The organism is Thermosyntropha tengcongensis, from assembly GCF_055381335.1.
The window spans coordinates 1,175,506-1,193,954 of record NZ_AP042437.1 but is presented as its reverse complement, the minus strand read 5'-3'; the positions used below and the strand labels follow the sequence as shown (position 1 = coordinate 1,193,954).

Genomic DNA, 18,449 nt, shown 5'->3' with positions numbered 1-18,449 from the left:
GCGTAAGGACACGAAACTTAGCGCCTGACCTTGACCATACTGGTGTTGTGGTGATAATATTTAATAAAACCAAATAATAAACAAGCCTTTCTTCGGGGACGGGTGAAATTCCCTACCGGCGGTAAAGCCCGCGAGCCTTTTTGGGGCATGACCTGGTGCAATTCCAGGGCCGACAGTGAAAGTCTGGATGGGAGAAGGAAGGGCAGGCATACCTTTTTCATGCCTTGTTTTTTCCTGCCTAAAAAACCCGATTAATTCGGGTTTTTTTTATAAGTAAGCCATAGTAAGGAAGTGAAGCTTTAATGGCAGTAAATGAAGATGTAGTGTACATGAAAAGGGCGTTAGAACTGGCTGCCAGGGCTTTGGGAAGAACAAGTCCCAATCCGGTAGTGGGAGCAGTCATAGTCAAAAATGGCAAAATTATAGGGGAAGGTTATCATAAAAAGGCAGGAACTCCCCATGCTGAAGTGCATGCCTTGCAGCAGGCAGGCAAGGAGGCCAAAGGAGCTACTATGTATGTAACATTGGAGCCCTGCAGCCACTATGGACGAACTCCTCCCTGTGCTTATGCCCTTATTGAAGCTGGCATAAAAAAAGTGGTGATGGCCACCCTGGATCCTAACCCTAAGGTTGCAGGCAGGGGAAAAAAGATTTTAGAGGATGCCGGGATAGAAACGGTGGTTGGAGTCTTGGAAGAGGAAGCTAAAAGGATTAATGAAGTTTTTTTTAAGCATATAACTAAAGGTTTGCCTTTTATAAGTTTAAAATATGCCATGACTTTGGACGGGAAAATTGCTACTTCGTCGGGGGATTCACGCTGGATAAGCGGTGATAAATCACGGAATTATGTACATAAACTGCGGAACATATATGATGGGATTATGGTAGGAATAAATACGGTTATTAAAGATGATCCTATGCTTAACTGCCGTTTGGATGAAGAAGAAAAACGTGATCCGGTAAGGATAATTATAGATGGCAGTTTAGACCTTCCTCTGGACAGCAATATTGTGAAAACAGCTGATAAACAAAAAACTTTTGTTATTACTTCATATCTGGTTGAGGAAGAAAAATGCCTTAAGCTTATGGAACATAATATAGAAGTTTTGAAGGTAGCAGGAGAGCCTGATAATCTTGATTTGGTGCAGGCTTTTAAAATGCTGCTTAAAAGGGATATATGCAGTATTCTGGTAGAAGGCGGCGCTAAGCTTAATGCTTCTCTTTTTGAACAAAGGCTGGTAGATAAAGTTTACTGCTTTATCGCTCCCAAGATAGCAGGGGGGAAAGGAATTACCCCGGTGGAAGGAAAAGGGGCTCTCTTCATGAGAGAGGCGCATCTTCTTAAAATAGCCGAAACCAGAAGGTTTGATGATGATATTTTAGTTATAGCCTATACAGGGTGGTGATAGATATTTTTACAGGTATAGTTGAGGAGCTGGGGACAGTAAGCAAGATAGAAAAAGGAGCCAGGTCCCTTAAGATAACTGTTAAGGCCAGCAAGGTTTTAGAAGATGTAAAAATAGGCGATAGTATTGCTGTAAACGGTGTTTGTCTGACGGTAGTAGATTTTGCGCGAGATTTTTTTACCGCAGATGTTATGCCAGAAACGGTTGCAAAAACTACCTTAAAAAATTTAAGGGTAGGGGACTATGTAAATCTGGAAAGGGCTTTGAGGTTAGGAGATCGTTTGGGGGGACATCTAGTTCAGGGGCATGTTGATGGCATAGGGAAAATTATAAAAAAGGAACCTAAAGACATTGCCATTATTTATCATATTGCAGCTCCCGATAATGTCTTAAGATATACGGTGCCTAAAGGTTCCATAGCTGTTGATGGGATAAGCCTTACGGTGATTGAGGCAGGGAAAGGCAGTTTTAATGTATCACTTATTCCCCATACATCCAGGATGACTACTTTAGGGTTTAAAAATGCAGGTGATGAGGTTAATCTGGAAACAGATATCATAGGCCGCTACATAGAAAAGCTGCTTAATCGGGATGAGTTGCCACAAACAGATGAAAAAACATTGGATGTGAATTTTTTAGCTGAACATGGCTTTATTTAAGGGAGGGTGATTTTTAGTGTTTAAATTTAACAGTATCGAAGAAGCAATTGAAGACATAAGACAGGGCAAAATGGTTATCATGGTTGATGATGAAGACCGAGAAAATGAAGGAGATTTAGTGGCAGCAGCCGAAAAGGTTACTCCCGAAATCATCAATTTTATGGCAACTCATGGCAGAGGTTTAATATGTGTACCTATGCTGGGAGAAAGGCTTGATGAACTGGATATAAGGCCTATGGTAAGCGATAACACCGATAATCATGAAACAGCTTTTACCGTATCGGTTGATTACAAAACAGTTACCACGGGCATATCTGCTTTTGAAAGAGCAGCTACCGTTAAGGCACTTATTGATCCGGAAAGTAAGCCGCAAGATTTCAGAAAACCAGGCCATATTTTCCCTTTAAGATACAAAGAAGGGGGAGTACTGCGCCGGGCAGGGCATACGGAGGGTTCTATTGACCTGGCCAAACTGGCAGGTCTTTATCCTGCTGCGGTAATATGTGAGATTATGAATGAAGATGGAACTATGGCCAGGGTTCCCGAACTTATGGAATTTGCCCGCAAGCATGATTTGAAAATAGTGACGATTGCTGACCTTATAGAATATAGAAGACGTACAGAAAAGCTTATAAGAAGAGTGGAAAGCACTCTATTGCCTACAATTTATGGGGACTTTACCGCTGTTGCCTATGAGTCGCTGCTTGATGGCCAGGGGCATCTGGCGCTGGTTAAGGGTGAATGGAAAGAGGATGAACCTATTCTGGTGCGGGTACATTCTGAATGTTTGACTGGCGATGTATTTGGTTCTAAAAGGTGTGATTGTGGTGAACAGCTGGCTGCCGCCCTTACCATGATTGAAAAAGAAGGCAGGGGAGTTCTTCTCTATATGCGTCAGGAAGGCCGTGGCATTGGCCTGGTAAACAAAATAAGAGCTTATAAACTGCAGGATATGGGCCGTGATACAGTAGAAGCAAACCTGGAACTGGGATTTCCTGCTGACCTGCGCGACTATGGAATAGGAGCCCAGATTTTAAGTGATTTAGGGGTAAGGAAAATGAGGCTTATGACTAACAACCCGAAGAAGATTAAAGGGCTGGAAGGGTATAATCTGGAAGTGGTAGAAAGGGTGCCCATTGAAATCGAAAGCCGCCGGGAAAATGAAAAGTATTTAAAAACCAAGAAAGAAAAGATGGGGCATATGCTGGCTAAACTATAGATTGTAAGGAGGAAAAGGGTTATGCGCATATATGAAGGGAAGCTTTTAGGGGAAGGCCAAAAGATTGGTATAGTAGTTTCGCGTTTTAATGAATTTATAACCAGCAAGCTTTTGAGTGGCTGTCTTGATGCATTAAAAAGACATGGGGTAGAAGATGAAAATATAGATATAGCCTGGGTGCCGGGAGCTTTTGAGATGCCTCTGGCAGCGCAGAAAATGGCTGCTAAGGAGTATGAAGCGGTAATATGCCTGGGTGCGGTAATAAGAGGGGCTACCCCGCATTTTGAATATGTTGCTGCTGAAGTGACCAAGGGAATAGCTCAAACCAGCCTGGCCAGCGGAAAGCCTATCATATATGGGGTAATTACTGCTGATACCCTGGAACAGGCTATAGAAAGAGCAGGTACCAAAGCAGGCAATAAAGGTGCTGATGCTGCTTTGACGGCTATAGAAATGATTAATCTTTTGAAAGAAATAGAATAGTAATATAAAGAGCGATCCCTTAAAAATAAAGGGGTCGCTATTTTATTGGGGGAAATTTAATTACATTATTAAATTATACGAAAAGACAAAAAAATAAAAAATTCGCAAAAAAATGATAAATTTTTTGCTACCCTTTATAAATAATTTGATAAAATTATAATGGGTAAAAATTTAATACTATTAAATTACAGCAGGGAGAGATGGTAATGGTTATTACAGGACTGGTCGTTATTCTTCTATTAGTCTTGGTACTGCCCTTCGCTTTTAAGATAGTGGAGGAACAGCTGGAGATTTTCCTTTTTATTATGGGAATTGCAGCTGCCCTGATTTCTGGAGTCATGAACCGGGAACTCTTCATTGCTGCCCTCGAACATCCCATTATGATAGCCTCGGCTGTTTTTATCGCTGGTGCCCTCTTTCACATCCTGCGCGAACCGTTCACAGGCTTTATGCAAAATATTTTCAATAAAATTCCCGTGCCGGTAGTTGTTTTTTTGGTAATAGTAATATTAGGTTTGCTGTCAAGTATCATTACGGCGATTATTGCCTCGATTATTCTGGTGGAAATAATCTTCCAGCTGCCTCTTAAAAGGAGGCATAAAATAGTGATATGCGTAATTGCCTGTTTTTCCATAGGGTTAGGTGCTGCATTGACTCCCATCGGGGAACCCTTGGCTACTATCGCTATTGCCAAGCTTAATCAGGAGTTTTTATATCTGGTAAAACTTTTAGGGAAATTCATCATACCTGCGGTTATAGTTTTTGGAGTTTTGGGAGCAGCCTATGCTGCCTGGGCAGTAAAGGAAGAAAAAGATGTGCCTTCCTGTGACCTGGCTGTAACTGTGGAAGAAGAAGCTGAAGAAATGGAGCAGGATACCTGGCGGGGGATAGTAATAAGGGCATTAAAGGTGTATCTTTTTGTTATGGCCTTAACCTTTTTGGGGGAAGGGTTCTATCCCTTGATAGATGCCTATGTTTTAAAGCTTGACTATCGTCTGCTTTACTGGGTAAATACGGTTTCGGCGGTTCTGGACAATGCCACCCTTACAGCAGCGGAAATAAGTCCCAAAATGAGCACCATGCAGATTGAAGCTGTTCTTATGGGGCTTATTATTTCCGGAGGCATGCTAATTCCTGGCAATATTCCGAATATAATATCAGCTTCCAAACTGCGGATAACCAGTACGGAATGGGCTAAAATAGGGGTGCCCCTGGGGGCAATAGTCATGGGGATTTTTTATGTTATCCTTTTTGTTTTATAAATTTATTGAAAACAGGCTTAAAGAGGGGGGGAGTTCCCCCTCTTTTTTACATTTAGAAGGCTGGTACACAAGAACCATTATATTTTTCTTCCAGGAATTTTTTAACAGCAGGAGACTGCAATGCTTTAGCCAGTTTTTGGATATCTTCCCGGTTTTCGTCTCCTGGCCTTACTACCAGTATATTAGCAAATGGAGAGTCTTTAGGTTCCATAAAAATTGAATCTTTTACTGGATTGAGGTTGGCTTCCAAAGCATAGTTGCTGTTTATCACACAGGCATCCAAATCTTCCAGGGCTCTGGGCAGCATGGGGGCATCCATCATTACTATTTTTATATTTTTCGGATTTTCTACGATATCTTTTTCAGTAGCCGTTACCCCTGCCCCTTCCTTAAGCTTTATAAGACCGGCTCTTTCCAGTACCATAAGGGCCCTGCCGCCATTAGTGGCATCATTGGGTATTCCTATTTGTGCCCCTTTAGGAATATCAGCGATTTTTTTGAATTTATTTGAATATACTCCCATGGGTTCATTGTGTACTTTTACAACTTCCCGCAGATCAGCATTGTTTTTGGCATTAAAATCGTCTAAATAAGGACGATGCTGAAAGAAGTTGGCATCAATCTCACCGTCTACCAGAGCAGGATTTAACAGGACATAATCGGTAAATTCTTTAATTTCCAGTTCTATTCCTTCTCTAGCCAGCTCAGGTTTTATAATTTCCAAAATTTCGGCATGAGGTTTGGCGGTTGCTCCCACTACCAGTTTTTTGGTTTCTTTTTCCCCACCCTTTTGAGCTGTCTCTTTTTGGCCGCATCCTGCAGTTCCAGCTATCAGCAGGATAAGAGAAAGGGCAAGTGCTAAAAGTTTTTTGTTCATAGATCTACCTCCTCTTTTCAGTTAGTTTGTTGGTTGTTTTATCACCAAGCGTTTGAACACCTTGTACCATGAAGATAAGCACTATAACAGTTGTCCACAGTATAAGGTTGTCATAACGCTGATAACCATAATAATAGGCAAGGGTTCCCAGTCCTCCTCCTCCTACTATACCAGCCATGGCTGAATAGCCTATGAGGTTTATCGTGGTTATGGCTATGCCTAAAGTTATGGAAGGAAGAGCTTCCGGTATCAAAACCTTGGTAATTATCTGCCAGTTAGTAGCTCCCATGGAGAGGGCTGCCTCGATAAGTCCCCATTCGATTTCTTTAAGGGAAGTTTCTACCATCCTGGCTACAAAAGGTATGGCAGCCAGGGTTAAAGGGACGATAGATGCAGTCGTTCCTATATAGGTTCCTACTATCATGCGCGTCAGTGGTATAATAAGGATCAAAAATATAATAAAAGGTATAGATCTTACTGTATTTACAAGAAAAGCCAGTATCCGGTTCAGAAAAAGGTTTTCAGCTATATGGCCTTTTTCAGTAATAACCAGGATTATGCCCAGGGGAAGCCCCAGGATATAACTTAATCCGGTAGATATAAGTATCATATAAATAGTTTCCCAGGTTGCCTTGAGAACTTTTTCAGCTATTATGCCATAATCACCGGAAAATATGATCATAAACGCATGTACATCAAAACAGTGCAAAAGATCAAGCATGTTTTAACACCTCAATTTCCAGTCCGTTATCTTTGAGAAAATCCAATGCTTCTTTAATTATCAAGGGCTCTCCTATAATTTCTAATATTAAATTGCCAAAGGGAGTATCTTTAACCCGGTCGATATTTCCATAGAGTATATTGGCTTGAATGTCAAACTTTTTAATCATGGTCGAAATTATTGGTTCTCCAGCTGATGAACCGATAAAAGATATTCTTATAAGTTTGGAACCGCTGGCATTATTTTGGGCCAGGTGTAAAAGATCTTCCGGTACTTCACTTTTGATGATAGCATTCAGAAAACTGCGGGAGGTAGGAGTACCGGGATTAGAAAATATGGTTAAGACATCTCCTACTTCCACGATTCTTGATTTATCAATAACTGCCACCCGATCGCAGATTTGTTTTATTACATTCATGTCATGGGTTATTAGCAAAATGGTTATATGCAATTGTTTATTTATATCTTTAAGCAGTTTAAGAATAGAGCGGGTAGTTTCCGGATCCAGAGCTGAAGTTGCTTCATCTGACAAAAGTATTTTAGGATCATTAGCCAGCGCTCTGGCAATACCTACCCTTTGTTTTTGCCCTCCACTCAACTGAGAAGGATAAACCCTGGCTTTATCTTGAAGCCCTACCAGTTCCAGGAGTTCATTTACCCGTTTTCTGGCCTCGTTTATTGGAACTTTAGCGATTTCCAGAGGAAACATCACATTGTCAAATACAGTACGGGATGATAAAAGGTTAAAATGCTGGAATATCATGCCTATTTTTTGCCTGGCCAGGCGCAGTTCGTCTTTGTTAAGGAGGGTCATGTCCTGTCCATCAACAATTATATTACCGGAAGTAGGTTTTTCCAGCATATTTATACAGCGTATCAGGGTGCTTTTGCCAGCTCCGCTGAGTCCAATTATACCAAAAATTTCCCCTTTGTTTACAGTCAGGCTTACATTATCCAAGGCCAGAACTTGCTGATGAGGGGTAGTGTAGATTTTGGTTAAATTTTTGATTTGGATCAAATTACGCTTCCTCCTTAAAACTATTAATGCCTCTTTGTATTGGTACAAAGAGGCAAGATATGCTATATCTTATCTCTTATCTGCCAGACCTAAGATCTGCAGGAATTAGCACCTTGCCATTTTTTGGCGGTTGCCGGGCGTCATTGGGCCAGTCCCTCAGCCTCTCTCGATAAGAGGTTTCTCTATATATTATCTATTATTATTTGATTTTGTCGTAAATAATATTATCATTGTATACAGTGGCGGTCAATAGTAAAAATAATTTGAAAATATGATAAAGGCGGGATAGGTTTGGATACAAAACCTTTAACCTGGGACAACAAGAGATACCACAGCCTTAATTACCATTTGCGGCAAAAGTTTGGGCAAAAGGTTTTTAAACTTTCTCTTGATGCAGGGTTTACCTGTCCCAATCGGGACGGGACAATTTCCAGGGAAGGCTGTTATTTTTGCAGCAGCCGTGGTTCCGGTGACTTTGCAGGAGAAAGAGGAAAAAGCATTACTGAACAGATAGAGCAGATTAAAAAAATAATGCACAAGAAGTGGAAAGAAGGCCTCTATATAGCTTATTTTCAGGCTTTCACCAATACCTATGCCCCTGTAGACAGGTTAAGAAGGCTTTATCAAACTGCGCTGTCAAGTCCGGGAGTTGTAGGCCTGGCAATCGCTACCCGCCCTGATTGCCTCCCTGATGAGGTACTGGATCTCCTGCAGGAATTAAACGAACGTACCTACTTATGGGTAGAATTAGGGTTGCAGACTATACATGAGAGAACAGCCCGCATGGTAAATCTAGGCTATAATTATGAGACTTTCCTTAAAGCTTTGGAAAAATTGGGACAGCGGGGGATTGAGACAGTTGCTCACATAATACTGGGGCTTCCCGGTGAAGATTATGATGACATGCTTTTAACCGGAAAAACAGTGGGAAAGCTTCCTATCAAGGGGTTGAAGATTCATCTTTTACATCTTATGAAAGAAACGCCGCTTATGAGGTTTTATGAGGAAGGAAGGCTTAAGTTTTTGAGCCGGGAGGAGTATGTAAATACAGTAGTGGATATTTTAGAATATATACCTCCCGAAGTGGTGATTCACCGCTTAACAGGAGACAGTCCGCGCCATCTTCTGGTAGGACCGCGCTGGAGCCTTAACAAGTGGGAAGTTTTGAATGCTATTGATGATGAATTCATAAGGAGGAACAGCTGGCAGGGAAAGAGGTTTATAAATAGCTAGGGAGCAGGGGAGGAATTGTTATGCTCAGTAAAAGCAGAAGTTTTGCCAGTCAAAGGATTAAAGTATTTTTGGCAGCAGCATTTACCAGCCTCTGCCTGGGTTCAGTTTACAGCTGGAGCGTATTTGCCAATCAGCTCAAAGTAGAAAACCCGGATTGGAGTTTGGCGCAGATTTCTTTAATTTTCTCGATAATGGTTTTTACTTATACCATAACTGCTATTTTTGCTGGCATGTGGCAGGATAGGGTAGGCCCGCGCATGGTAGCGAGGAGTGGAGCAGTCATTTTAGGTTTAAGCATGATAACTGCTTCTTATATGAAAACTTTAACCGGTTTATATATTTTTCATGGTTTTTTAGCCGGTATAGGACGGGGACTTTCCTACGCCACCCCCCTTCCTACTGTGCTCAAGTGGTTCCCAGACAAGAGAGGCCTGGCGGGAGGTTTTATTGCCGGCATTTTTGGGGTAGGTGGGCTAGTTTTCAGTTATATTGCTGGAAGTATAATACAAAAAATTTCTTCCGTGCAGAGCGCTTTTTTGTATACTGGACTTATCTTTTTGGTGATTATGCTTTTTTGTGCGAGGTTTTTGACTAATCCACCACTATGTGGGGATGAAGACAAAACAGGCAATACTGGTTTTGACTTTAGTTATACCCCCGGAGAAATGCTAAGACAACCTGTTTTTTATGTTATTTTGTCTGTTTTTATACTGGGAGCTTTTCCGGGTCTGGTCCTTACCAGCAATGCGCAGATTATTATGCAGGCAATGGCAGGTTTATCAGCAACTCAGGCCTTAAATATTGTAGCTGCCATATCTGTAGTTAACGGTTTGGGAGGGCCGTTTTTTGGTTCCCTGCTTGACAAAATCGGTGAGAAAAATGCTCTTTCTCTGCTTTTGGCAGTGCTTATAGGAGCTCAGTTTGTACTTATAAAAACCAACGATTACAAACTGCTGGTGGCAGGGGCATGTATAGTCATGATGGCTTTAGGTGGGCTTTTTGGGATATTTCCAACCCTTATCGCCAACTTTTTTGGCACCCGCCATTTGGGAACCAACTACGGGCTGCTTTTTCTGGGGTTTGGCATATCAGCAGTTATTTCACCACGTGTAGCGGCTGTTCTGGCAGACCGGGCACGTAGTGCAGCATTACTGGCCGGAAAAGGGGGAATGCAGGTTAAAGAGGCATTGGCAGGGGCATTTTGCGAGGTTTTTGTTATTGGCATTGCTTTGTGTTTTATCGCCCTGTTTTTAGTTTTTATGATAAAAAAACCTGTTCCGAAACTGGACAAGCCTGATGGTTAAATAAAAAATTTTAAAAAGGTTTTGTTTTATCCTTGACAGGAGTTATATTTATGCTTTATAATTAATCTCGCTTGGACAAATAATAAAGGGATGCGGCAGTGGCGGAACTGGCAGACGCGCTAGATTCAGGTTCTAGTCCTGGTCACAGGGTGGGGGTTCAAGTCCCTTCTGCCGCACCAAATGAAAATTATAAGGGAGCTTTTAGCTCCCTTTTTGTTTTATGCAGTTTTTAATATTTATGTCTGGGTTACTTTGCTATAATATACCATGAAATGGTTTTATATTGAGGATTTGGGGGGCATTTTAAATATGAAGAGAAGTAAGGTGGAAAATATAAGTGCCCAGACGGCAGCTGTAAAAGATTATTTGCTTATTAATCCTTATTGTGATGAAGAAAATTTATTGCATGATTTAAAAATGACCAGAAATACTTTGTATCGCATTTTGTATGGTTTATCAGGTGATTCTGCTATATATGAAGATAAAAGGCAGTTAAAGATCATAAAAAACGGAAAAAAGCTTAGTCTGGATGATATAGTCGAATATTTAGAAAAAAATCTGGATGATCGTTGGGTTTTTAAAAAAACCGAACGTCTTTTGTATTTGTACCAGCTTCTGCACAGCAGGATTCCTTATGGTGGGGCCGAAATGGGATTGATACTGGACAATTATAAAAAAATTATGAAAGATTATAGTGAAAGATTACCTTCTGATGATAGCATAAGGAGGATGATATACCGCGATATCAATGAGCTGGAAGAGATGGGGATAGTTATAAAAAGGCCTTCCACAACTAACCGAAAATACTCGCTTGAAGAAGTTTATCTTCCCAAGCTTCCTCCCGAAAGCGCAGCAGCTGTTTACACTTCCATGCTGCTCTATGATAATACCCTTTTGGAACCGGTGATTGCAGCGGCCAGAAAAGAAATGGAAAAGACATTTGTTAAAAATAAACAGATATCTCACTATGTTGAAAATATAAAAAATAGGATTTATGTGGTAGGGGATACCTTAGCTAGACCTGAAAGGTTCAGCGGTATTTTAGGCAATCTTATAAAAGCAGTTACCGAAAATATCAGAGTGCGGATTGTTTACCTGCACCGGGATGGAAGTGAGGCAAAGCGCAAGCTGGAACCCCTGGGGATGGTTTGCAAGAGGTCGGTGTGGTATTTGCTGGCAAGGAGGGTTGGAGAAGCGAATAATGAGATAAGGGTTTACCGGGTGGATCAGATAAAAAGCGTCTCTTTAAATGAAAGGGAGATTTTTGAATATCCGGGGGACTTTAATCTGCATGAATATATTAAATCTAGCTGGGGTATTTTCTGCAATGACCCTGTACAAAAAGTTAAGGTAAAGTTTTCTTCAGAAGTGGCTTTCAGATTGAAAAATATAAAATATCATCCTTCCCAGCGTATTTTAACTGAATATAAAGATGGCAGCTTACTGGTAGAGTATGAGGTATGCGGGCTGGTGGAAATGCAGAGCTGGCTTATGCAGTGGGGAGATGATGCAGAGGTTATTGCACCTGAAGAATTGCGGGAGAGTATAAGAGAAAAAGCCAAAAAAATACTAGAAAAATATAGTTGTTAATATAAATATGTAAATGACGAAAGAAGGAGGAAAAGGTATTTTTTTGTTTAATATTAAAAATAAAAGGGAGGGATGATGGCTGATGAAAAATCAAGAACCTGAAATGGAGAAGCTGATGTTTATTTTAAAGAAACAGCCTAAGTTTACCGTACGGGTTAAAAATAGCCAGGGAGTAGAGAAAGAGTATTTTAATATAAATATTGGTTTGGAAAATGATAAGCTTGAAATTTTTGGCCTGGCTGATCTGGATGTCAGCCAGTGTGATTTTGATTTTCATGGAGAAGGAAGACATCTGTTTACGATTTATCCAAAGGATACAGAATATGTTTGGCTTAAAATATATAAATGATATAAATTGATAGGTATATTTAAGATTAGAATTATAAAAAATAAGCTCAGTATTACTTGAAATTTTGGTGATTTTATGTCGGCTAAGTTCTTTTTAGTAAATATTTCCGGGTATGTTCTGCCTCATGAGTACAATTCTTATGAAGCAGCCGCTGCCAATTGTGACCGCAATGAAATGGTTTTCCTGGCTGGCAGTTTGGAAGAGCTGGAATACTGCCTTAATTTTAGGAATGATTAATGAAAATGGTGTTTACCAGGCAAATCCTCTTTATGGCAAAAAATTACTTTAGTAATTTAATTTTTTTAACATTACCTATTTACTTCTTTAACAGACTAAATTAAAATAATAACGTGAAATTTTACATAAGGGGGATTTGCTGTGAGGAGAAAAATTGCACTTATTCTGGTTTTATCTATTGTTTTGGGTATTATGCTTGCTGGGTGTGGAACCAAAAATTCAGGTTCTAAAGCTCCCGCTGAAGATTCATCCTGGGAAGAAATTAAAGAAAAAGGATATTTTGTAGTGGGGCTTGACGATGCTTTCCCGCCGATGGGATTCCGGAATGAAAACAACCAGATTGTAGGTTTTGATATTGACCTGGCCAGGGAAGCAGCCAAACGGCTGGGTGTAGATGTAAAATTTCAGCCGATAGTATGGGAAACCAAAATTGAAGAGCTTAATGGCGGTAATATTGATGTAATATGGAATGGCCTTACCATAACGGAAGGAAGAAAGAAAGAGATGCTATTTACCAGGCCTTACATTGAAGATCACCAGATTATAGTGGTAAGAGCAGATTCTGATATTAAAACCAAGGAAGATCTTGTAGGGAAGAAGATAGGAATTCAAGCAGGCAGCAGTGCTGTAGATGCTGTAGAGGCAGACCCCATTTATGAAAAGATTGAAGATAATATTTTGGAGTTTGAGAGCAATGACCTGGCTTTACGGGATCTTAAAGGCGGCGGAGTAGATGCCGTAGTAGTCGATGAAGTGGTGGGCAGATATTATATCTCCAAACATGCTCAGGATTATAAGGTATTAGAAGACAATTTTGGTGTAGAACAGTTTGGAATAGGTTTAAGAAAAGGGGATAAGGCCTTTTTAGCTCAGCTGGAAAAAGTGCTGGATGAAATGAAGAAAGATGGAACGGCAGCTGAAATATCCAAGAAATGGTTTGGTGAAGATATAATTAAATACTAGTGTTTTACTGAAAATTTGTTATAATAAAGCAGGCTAACGGTGTTTTATGCTGTTAGCCTGTAATTATGTAATTAATCTTATATAGATAGCAGGGAGATAAGTATGGAATATGTGCTGAAGCTTTTGCCTTATATGCTGGAAGGCTGGAAAGTTACATTAACATTGTTTTTTTTGACTCTTATTATGAGCCTCCCTTTGGGGACGGTTATGGGGATAGCTCGTCTTTCCCGATTTAAGCCCCTGGCCTGGTTTATGGAATTTTATGTTTGGCTTTTTCGAGGAACCCCTCTTCTTTTACAGCTTTTGTTTATCTATTTTGGCTTGATGACCATAGGAATACGATTGGAACGTTTTACCGCCGCTGTATTAGCGTTTGTGCTAAATTATGCTGCTTATATTGCAGAGATTATCCGGGCAGGTATTCAATCGATTGATAGAGGGCAGTATGAGGCAGCAGATGTTCTGGGGCTAAATCGTTTTCAAACTATGACCAATATTATACTTCCCCAGGTCTTTAAGAGGGTTATCCCCCCTATCGGCAATGAAGTGATAAATCTGGTAAAAGATTCAGCCCTTATCTATGTTTTGGCTATAAGTGAGCTTTTGAGGGTTGCCAAAACAGCAGTGATGAGGGATGAAACCTTTGTTCCCTTTATAATTGCCGCTGTGTTTTATCTTTTTATGACTGCCATAGTGCAGCAGTTCTTTAAATGGGTAGAACATAAATTTGATTATTATCGTTAGGAGCGAACAGGTTATGTATATGATAAGAGCATTAGATATATATAAAAATTTTGGGCATTTAAAGGTTTTAAAAGGGGTTTCCCTGACGCTCGAAAAAGGGGAAGTAGTTGCTATAATAGGTCCTTCAGGCTCGGGAAAAAGCACTTTTTTGCGCTGTTTAAACCGTCTGGAAACTATTGACAGAGGGATGATTGAAGTGGAAGGGGAAATAATGGTTCAGAATGGTCCAGACGGCAGGGCTGTTTACAGTGATGAAAAAAGAATTTCTTCAATAAGAAGAAAGATGGGCATGGTATTTCAAAATTTTAATCTGTTCCCCCATAAGTCAGTTTTGGAAAATCTTGTACTGGCACCGGTACTTGTAAATAAGGTATCACGGGAAGAAGCGGAAAAAAGAGCTCTGGAGCTTTTGGAAAAAGTGGGACTTAAAAATAAAGCTAATAATTATCCTTTTGAACTGTCAGGAGGTCAGCAGCAGAGGGTTGCTATTGCCAGGGCTTTAGCTATGAATCCTGATATTATGTGTTTTGATGAACCTACCTCTGCTCTTGATCCGGAGCTTACCGGAGAAGTGTTAAAAGTAATGAAAGATTTGGCACTGGAACATATGACTATGATTGTGGTAACCCATGAAATAGGATTTGCGCGGGAAGTAGCTCACCGGGTTATCTTTATGGATAATGGGGTAATCGTGGAACAGGGAATGGCTAAAGAGGTTATAGACAATCCTAAAAATGAAAGGACAAAGGAGTTTTTAAGCAAGGTTTTACGGATTTAAAAAGCGTTTGCTTGCAAGGAATGCTTGCAAGCAGACGCTTTTTTAGTAGCAGTCAAATACCAGCTGGTTGTTCCTGGTGTATATATCTTTTATGGCATATTCATATTCGGTGCTGGCGTACTTTTTCTTAAATATTATTTTAACGTCTTTTGCGTCATATTTGGTTCCGTTTATTTCTACATAGTTTTCATCAGCACTGATTTTTATTTCCTCCAGGTAATAGGTGGTGCTGCGGCCGGCTATTCTGAATTTGAGGTACTGCAGGTCTTCGCCGGATATCTTGTATCCTTCATCATCATATACCGCATATACATCAGATAAGCTTATATCCTGCCAGAGCTTGTTTCTCATATAAGGATAGGAATCAATAAGCAGTGTGTTGCCGCTGCTTGACAAACTTATTTTTTTGACTGCATATATTCCATCTTTTAGGGCTATACCAATACGTTCTGTATTTAGATTATATTTTTTGCCTCCCAGATAGAAGTTGTACTCATCGACTATCTCCATGTCACTTACGGTGTATGATGTTGGTTCACGGTTTATATAGACAGAAACATAATAGGGGCTATATTTATAGCTATCGTATTGTAAAACCGTAATACGTTTATAGCTGGCATAATTATATGACTTGGCAGGAGAAAGGTAGCTATCGCATAGCTTCTTAAAAATTACTGCTGCCTGGGCACGGGTGATGGTATCATAAGGCTTAAATTCTCCGGAGGGGTAGCCGTTTATAATACCCTGGTTGTAAACTGCTTTTATATATGGCTTGTAGGGATTGGAGTTTACAAGATCTGTATCCCTGAAGTAAACCGGGCTGTAATCAGGGGGTATATTTAAAGCCCGGGCTATGAGAAAGGCAGCTTCCCCTCGTGTTATAAGCTCGTAAGGTTTAAGCCGGTAAGGATATTCGCTAAAGTTTATTATTCCCTGGTAGGACGCCTCCTCAAGGATGGTATCAGCCCATGATGTGCTGTAGGTGCTAACATAGGCGGGTTTTTTATGCAGGCAGTTAAGAAGGAGGCTCAAGAATTCTACTCTGGTTATGCTGTTTTCAGGCCTGAAAGTGCCGTCACTGTAACCGCTTATATAGCCATTAGCTGCCATATAAGATATATAAGACCTGGCCCAGTGGTTTTCTATGTCAATAAAAGAAAAGGAACTGGCACAGGCAAAAGAGGGAAGTAAAAGTATTGAAAGCATAGCAAGTGTTATGGAAGTGGTTAATTTGGATTTTGCCAAGGTACTACCTCCCATCAGAAAGAAATGCATCATTATTATTTTACCAGATTACTGATAAGGCTGATTTTGTAAAAATATTTTTAAGGGAATTTAAATTTTTTTGCTTATAAACTTAAAAAATATTTATACCGGTAAGAGGAAGTAAGGGGAGAAAGCTAGAATCTTAAATATAGATGCCAAAATAAAAGTTGGGAGGTAATAACAATGGACAGGGTAGACGTACAATTCAAAAAACTAGTAGAATGGGCTAAAATTCCCGAATACGAAACAAAAAACGCAGCTGGCTGCGACATAAGTTTGGCTCTAACCGAAGAGGTAGTGCTGTATCCGAATGAAGTAAGAAGCTTCCCCACCGGTATAGCCATAAAACTTCCGGATGGATATGAAGCTCAAATAAGAAGCAGAGCAGGAATGGCCAGAAAAGGAATAATAGTAGCAAATGCGCCGGGAACTATTGACCCAGAACATACAGGAGAAATAAACATACTGCTTTTAAATGTCAATGATAAGCCGGTAAAAATAGTTCCCGGACAGAAAGTGGCCCAAATGGTTATAAGCCCTGTGGTACAAGCGAATTTTATAGAGAAATAAAAAGAGAAGCATAACACACAACATTTTAATTATACACAATATATAATTAAAATTCAAGAAGCGAAATTTATTATCAGCTATTTTATATTTAGTAAAATAGCTGAATTTTTTTGATAGTATTTTTGTATTTTATTAGAAGAAAGGATGAGGTGAAGTGACAAAATTAAGGCTGGAAAAAGAGCAGTCGGTTTTACTTATCATCGATTTGCAGGAAAAATTGATGAAGGTCATGAAAGATAAAGAAAAAGTTTTTAAAAATACTATGCTGCTTATCGAAACGGCTAAGACCCTTGATATACCTGTTATATTGACAGAACAGTATCCAAAAGGACTAGGTACTACCTGTGAAGAGATAAAAAATGCTTTCGGTGATTATAAATATGACTATGTGGAAAAAATGAGCTTTACTGCTTTTACGGATGAACTGAAAGATATTTTAAATCGTTTAGGAAAGAAATACGTTCTGGTGGCTGGCAGCGAAACTCATGTATGTGTTTTCCAAACAGTAAGGGATTTATGTGAAGCGGGGTATATAGTGCATGTAGCTAAAGATGCGGTATGTTCGCGCTTCGATATAAATCATGAAAGTGGACTTCAGCTTATGAAAGAGGCAGGAGGCATTATAACTAACACCGAAACTATTATATTTGACTTACTTAAATTTTCAGGTACGCCAGAATTTAAAGCTATATCTCCTCTCTTAAAATAAAATATTTTTTTATTGGAATTTCAATTGACAATATATTCAGGTTAGCGGTATAGTAATTATGAGAGGGAATTTTTTGTATTTGGGGGTATGCATGATGGCTTATGGAGATTCTATGATCTATGAAAAACAGGATAATATCGGTATAATAACTTTTAATAAACCCGAAACTATGAATATTGTTACCCAGGCTTTTTTCAGGGAGCTTTATGAAATTCAGGAAGAAATAGATAATGATAAAAGTTTGCGTGTAGTAGTTATCAAGGCCAATGGCCCTCACTTTTCAGCTGGTGTTGATTTAAAACTTCTGAGAGAGATTGATTCCCAATTTATTATGGATAATTTAGCATGGCTGCAGAGGCTTTATGGAAGATGGCAGGAAATGCCGATACCGGTTATTGCTTCAGTACATGGCTTGTGTTATGGTTCAGCTATGGAATTAATTCTGGGATGTGATATAAGGATTGCTTCCCGGGATGCCAGATTTTCTATTCCCGAAGTTAGGTTTGGCCTGTCGCCTGATATGGGAGGAACGGTAAGGCTTACCAGGCTAGTAGGAGTAGGGCAGGCTAAAAGGTTAATAATAGGATGTGATGAAATAAGTGCTGAAGAAGCTTTCCAGATTGGACTTATTGAAATACTGGTTGACCGGGAAGAGCTGGAAGAAAGAACTATGAAGATGGCTAAACGTATTGCCAATTTGCCACCGGTTGCGGTACGTTTTGCCAAAAAAGGCATTAATGTCGCTGATGAAAGCAGTGTAGCAGCTGGCTTATTGTTTGAACAGGCCCAGTCAACATTCTGCTGCGGAACTGAGGATCAAAATGAAGGAATTGATGCCTTTTTCCAGAAACGCAAGCCGGTTTTCAAGGGAAGGTAAAAAATCAGTTTTGCACGGTTAAGCGGAAACTGAAGTTTCCGCTTTTTTGTTGTAAATGTATTTTTTGTAACGGGAATTAATCGTGTTTGATATGGGGAAGATATAAAAGGAATCATTTCAGTTATGATTAGTTTATCTGGTTATAAAGACGGGTTATAGGTGTTGATAAATAAATAACTTAAAA

The 18,449-nt window shown here is 39.8% G+C and carries 20 protein-coding genes, 1 tRNA gene and 2 riboswitches; of the genes, 17 read left to right on the top strand and 4 right to left on the bottom strand.

Features of this window, described 5'->3' with window-relative positions; genetic code table 11:
- The first annotated feature begins 84 nt into the window (after nt 1-84).
- Nucleotides 85-203, top strand: a riboswitch (FMN riboswitch).
- A gap of 99 nt (nt 204-302) precedes the next feature.
- The 5 genes from ribD (at nt 303) to ACZ42E_RS05675 (ending at nt 5,029) form a co-directional block, all read left to right on the top strand.
- Nucleotides 303-1,406 carry a bifunctional diaminohydroxyphosphoribosylaminopyrimidine deaminase/5-amino-6-(5-phosphoribosylamino)uracil reductase RibD gene (gene ribD, locus ACZ42E_RS05695; protein ID WP_464891399.1) on the top strand — a complete coding sequence of 368 codons (1,104 nt, stop codon included), beginning with the start codon at nt 303-305 and terminating at the stop codon, nt 1,404-1,406.
- Nucleotides 1,400-2,065, top strand: a complete 666-nt coding sequence (locus ACZ42E_RS05690) for a riboflavin synthase (RefSeq protein WP_464891398.1) — start codon at nt 1,400-1,402, stop codon at nt 2,063-2,065. Before ribD ends, ACZ42E_RS05690 begins: the two co-directional genes overlap by 7 nt.
- Nucleotides 2,066-2,081: 16 nt before the next feature.
- Nucleotides 2,082-3,284: a bifunctional 3,4-dihydroxy-2-butanone-4-phosphate synthase/GTP cyclohydrolase II gene (locus tag ACZ42E_RS05685; protein ID WP_464891397.1), complete on the top strand. Its 1,203-nt coding sequence runs from the start codon at nt 2,082-2,084 to the stop codon at nt 3,282-3,284.
- 21 nt (nt 3,285-3,305) lie between these two features.
- Complete coding sequence (ribH, locus tag ACZ42E_RS05680) at nt 3,306-3,767, top strand: 6,7-dimethyl-8-ribityllumazine synthase (RefSeq protein WP_464891396.1); 462 nt, start codon at nt 3,306-3,308, stop codon at nt 3,765-3,767.
- 206 nt (nt 3,768-3,973) lie between these two features.
- A complete protein-coding gene (locus tag ACZ42E_RS05675; RefSeq protein ID WP_464891395.1) occupies nt 3,974-5,029 on the top strand; it encodes a DUF1646 family protein in 1,056 nt (351 codons plus the stop codon).
- A gap of 52 nt (nt 5,030-5,081) precedes the next feature.
- On the opposite strand, the gene ACZ42E_RS05670 is transcribed toward ACZ42E_RS05675, so the two are convergent.
- The 3 genes from ACZ42E_RS05670 to ACZ42E_RS05660 are packed head-to-tail and all read right to left on the bottom strand — an operon-like array spanning nt 5,082 to nt 7,645.
- Nucleotides 5,082-5,906 (bottom strand): MetQ/NlpA family ABC transporter substrate-binding protein, encoded by an 825-nt coding sequence (locus ACZ42E_RS05670; RefSeq protein ID WP_464891394.1) that lies wholly within the window; start codon nt 5,904-5,906, stop codon nt 5,082-5,084.
- A 4-nt stretch (nt 5,907-5,910) separates the two neighbouring features.
- Entirely contained in the window at nt 5,911-6,588 is a 678-nt protein-coding gene (locus ACZ42E_RS05665; RefSeq protein ID WP_464893486.1) for a methionine ABC transporter permease, read from the bottom strand.
- Nucleotides 6,589-6,619: 31 nt separating this feature from the next.
- Nucleotides 6,620-7,645 (bottom strand): methionine ABC transporter ATP-binding protein, encoded by a 1,026-nt coding sequence (locus ACZ42E_RS05660; RefSeq protein WP_464891393.1) that lies wholly within the window; start codon nt 7,643-7,645, stop codon nt 6,620-6,622.
- Between the two features lie 73 nt (nt 7,646-7,718).
- Nucleotides 7,719-7,821, bottom strand: a riboswitch (SAM riboswitch).
- A 115-nt stretch (nt 7,822-7,936) separates the two neighbouring features.
- Between ACZ42E_RS05660 and mnmL the strand changes: the two genes are divergently transcribed.
- The 9 genes from mnmL to ACZ42E_RS05615 all read left to right on the top strand — a co-directional run bounded on the left by mnmL (nt 7,937) and on the right by ACZ42E_RS05615 (nt 14,843).
- On the top strand, nt 7,937-8,878 hold the full coding sequence (mnmL, locus tag ACZ42E_RS05655) for a tRNA modification radical SAM protein MnmL/YtqA (protein ID WP_464891392.1): 942 nt from the start codon (nt 7,937-7,939) through the stop codon (nt 8,876-8,878).
- A gap of 20 nt (nt 8,879-8,898) precedes the next feature.
- The gene (locus ACZ42E_RS05650) at nt 8,899-10,182 is read left to right on the top strand and encodes an L-lactate MFS transporter (protein ID WP_464891391.1); all 1,284 of its coding nucleotides are present in this window, start codon (nt 8,899-8,901) and stop codon (nt 10,180-10,182) included.
- A gap of 92 nt (nt 10,183-10,274) precedes the next feature.
- Nucleotides 10,275-10,361, top strand: a tRNA-Leu gene (locus tag ACZ42E_RS05645).
- A gap of 130 nt (nt 10,362-10,491) precedes the next feature.
- Nucleotides 10,492-11,772 (top strand): helix-turn-helix transcriptional regulator, encoded by a 1,281-nt coding sequence (locus ACZ42E_RS05640; protein ID WP_464891390.1) that lies wholly within the window; start codon nt 10,492-10,494, stop codon nt 11,770-11,772.
- 82 nt (nt 11,773-11,854) lie between these two features.
- Nucleotides 11,855-12,121, top strand: a complete 267-nt coding sequence (locus ACZ42E_RS05635) for a hypothetical protein (protein ID WP_464891389.1) — start codon at nt 11,855-11,857, stop codon at nt 12,119-12,121.
- A 75-nt stretch (nt 12,122-12,196) separates the two neighbouring features.
- Entirely contained in the window at nt 12,197-12,358 is a 162-nt protein-coding gene (locus ACZ42E_RS05630; protein ID WP_464891388.1) for a hypothetical protein, read from the top strand.
- Between the two features lie 141 nt (nt 12,359-12,499).
- Nucleotides 12,500-13,321, top strand: coding sequence for an amino acid ABC transporter substrate-binding protein (locus tag ACZ42E_RS05625; RefSeq protein WP_464891387.1), 822 nt, complete (start codon nt 12,500-12,502; stop codon nt 13,319-13,321).
- Nucleotides 13,322-13,423: 102 nt separating this feature from the next.
- Complete coding sequence (locus ACZ42E_RS05620) at nt 13,424-14,065, top strand: amino acid ABC transporter permease (protein ID WP_464891386.1); 642 nt, start codon at nt 13,424-13,426, stop codon at nt 14,063-14,065.
- Nucleotides 14,066-14,078: 13 nt separating this feature from the next.
- Entirely contained in the window at nt 14,079-14,843 is a 765-nt protein-coding gene (locus tag ACZ42E_RS05615; protein ID WP_464891385.1) for an amino acid ABC transporter ATP-binding protein, read from the top strand.
- Nucleotides 14,844-14,885: 42 nt separating this feature from the next.
- On the opposite strand, the gene ACZ42E_RS05610 is transcribed toward ACZ42E_RS05615, so the two are convergent.
- Nucleotides 14,886-16,088, bottom strand: a complete 1,203-nt coding sequence (locus tag ACZ42E_RS05610) for an S-layer homology domain-containing protein (RefSeq protein WP_464891384.1) — start codon at nt 16,086-16,088, stop codon at nt 14,886-14,888.
- Nucleotides 16,089-16,292: 204 nt separating this feature from the next.
- Here ACZ42E_RS05610 and dut point away from each other — a divergent pair, with 204 nt between their 5' ends.
- From dut to ACZ42E_RS05595, 3 genes are all read left to right on the top strand, one after another.
- Complete coding sequence (dut, locus tag ACZ42E_RS05605; RefSeq protein ID WP_464891383.1) at nt 16,293-16,679, top strand: dUTP diphosphatase; 387 nt, start codon at nt 16,293-16,295, stop codon at nt 16,677-16,679.
- A gap of 154 nt (nt 16,680-16,833) precedes the next feature.
- Nucleotides 16,834-17,388 (top strand): isochorismatase family protein, encoded by a 555-nt coding sequence (locus ACZ42E_RS05600; RefSeq protein WP_464891382.1) that lies wholly within the window; start codon nt 16,834-16,836, stop codon nt 17,386-17,388.
- Between the two features lie 73 nt (nt 17,389-17,461).
- Nucleotides 17,462-18,265: an enoyl-CoA hydratase/isomerase family protein gene (locus ACZ42E_RS05595; RefSeq protein WP_464891381.1), complete on the top strand. Its 804-nt coding sequence runs from the start codon at nt 17,462-17,464 to the stop codon at nt 18,263-18,265.
- Nucleotides 18,266-18,449: the final 184 nt, after the last annotated feature.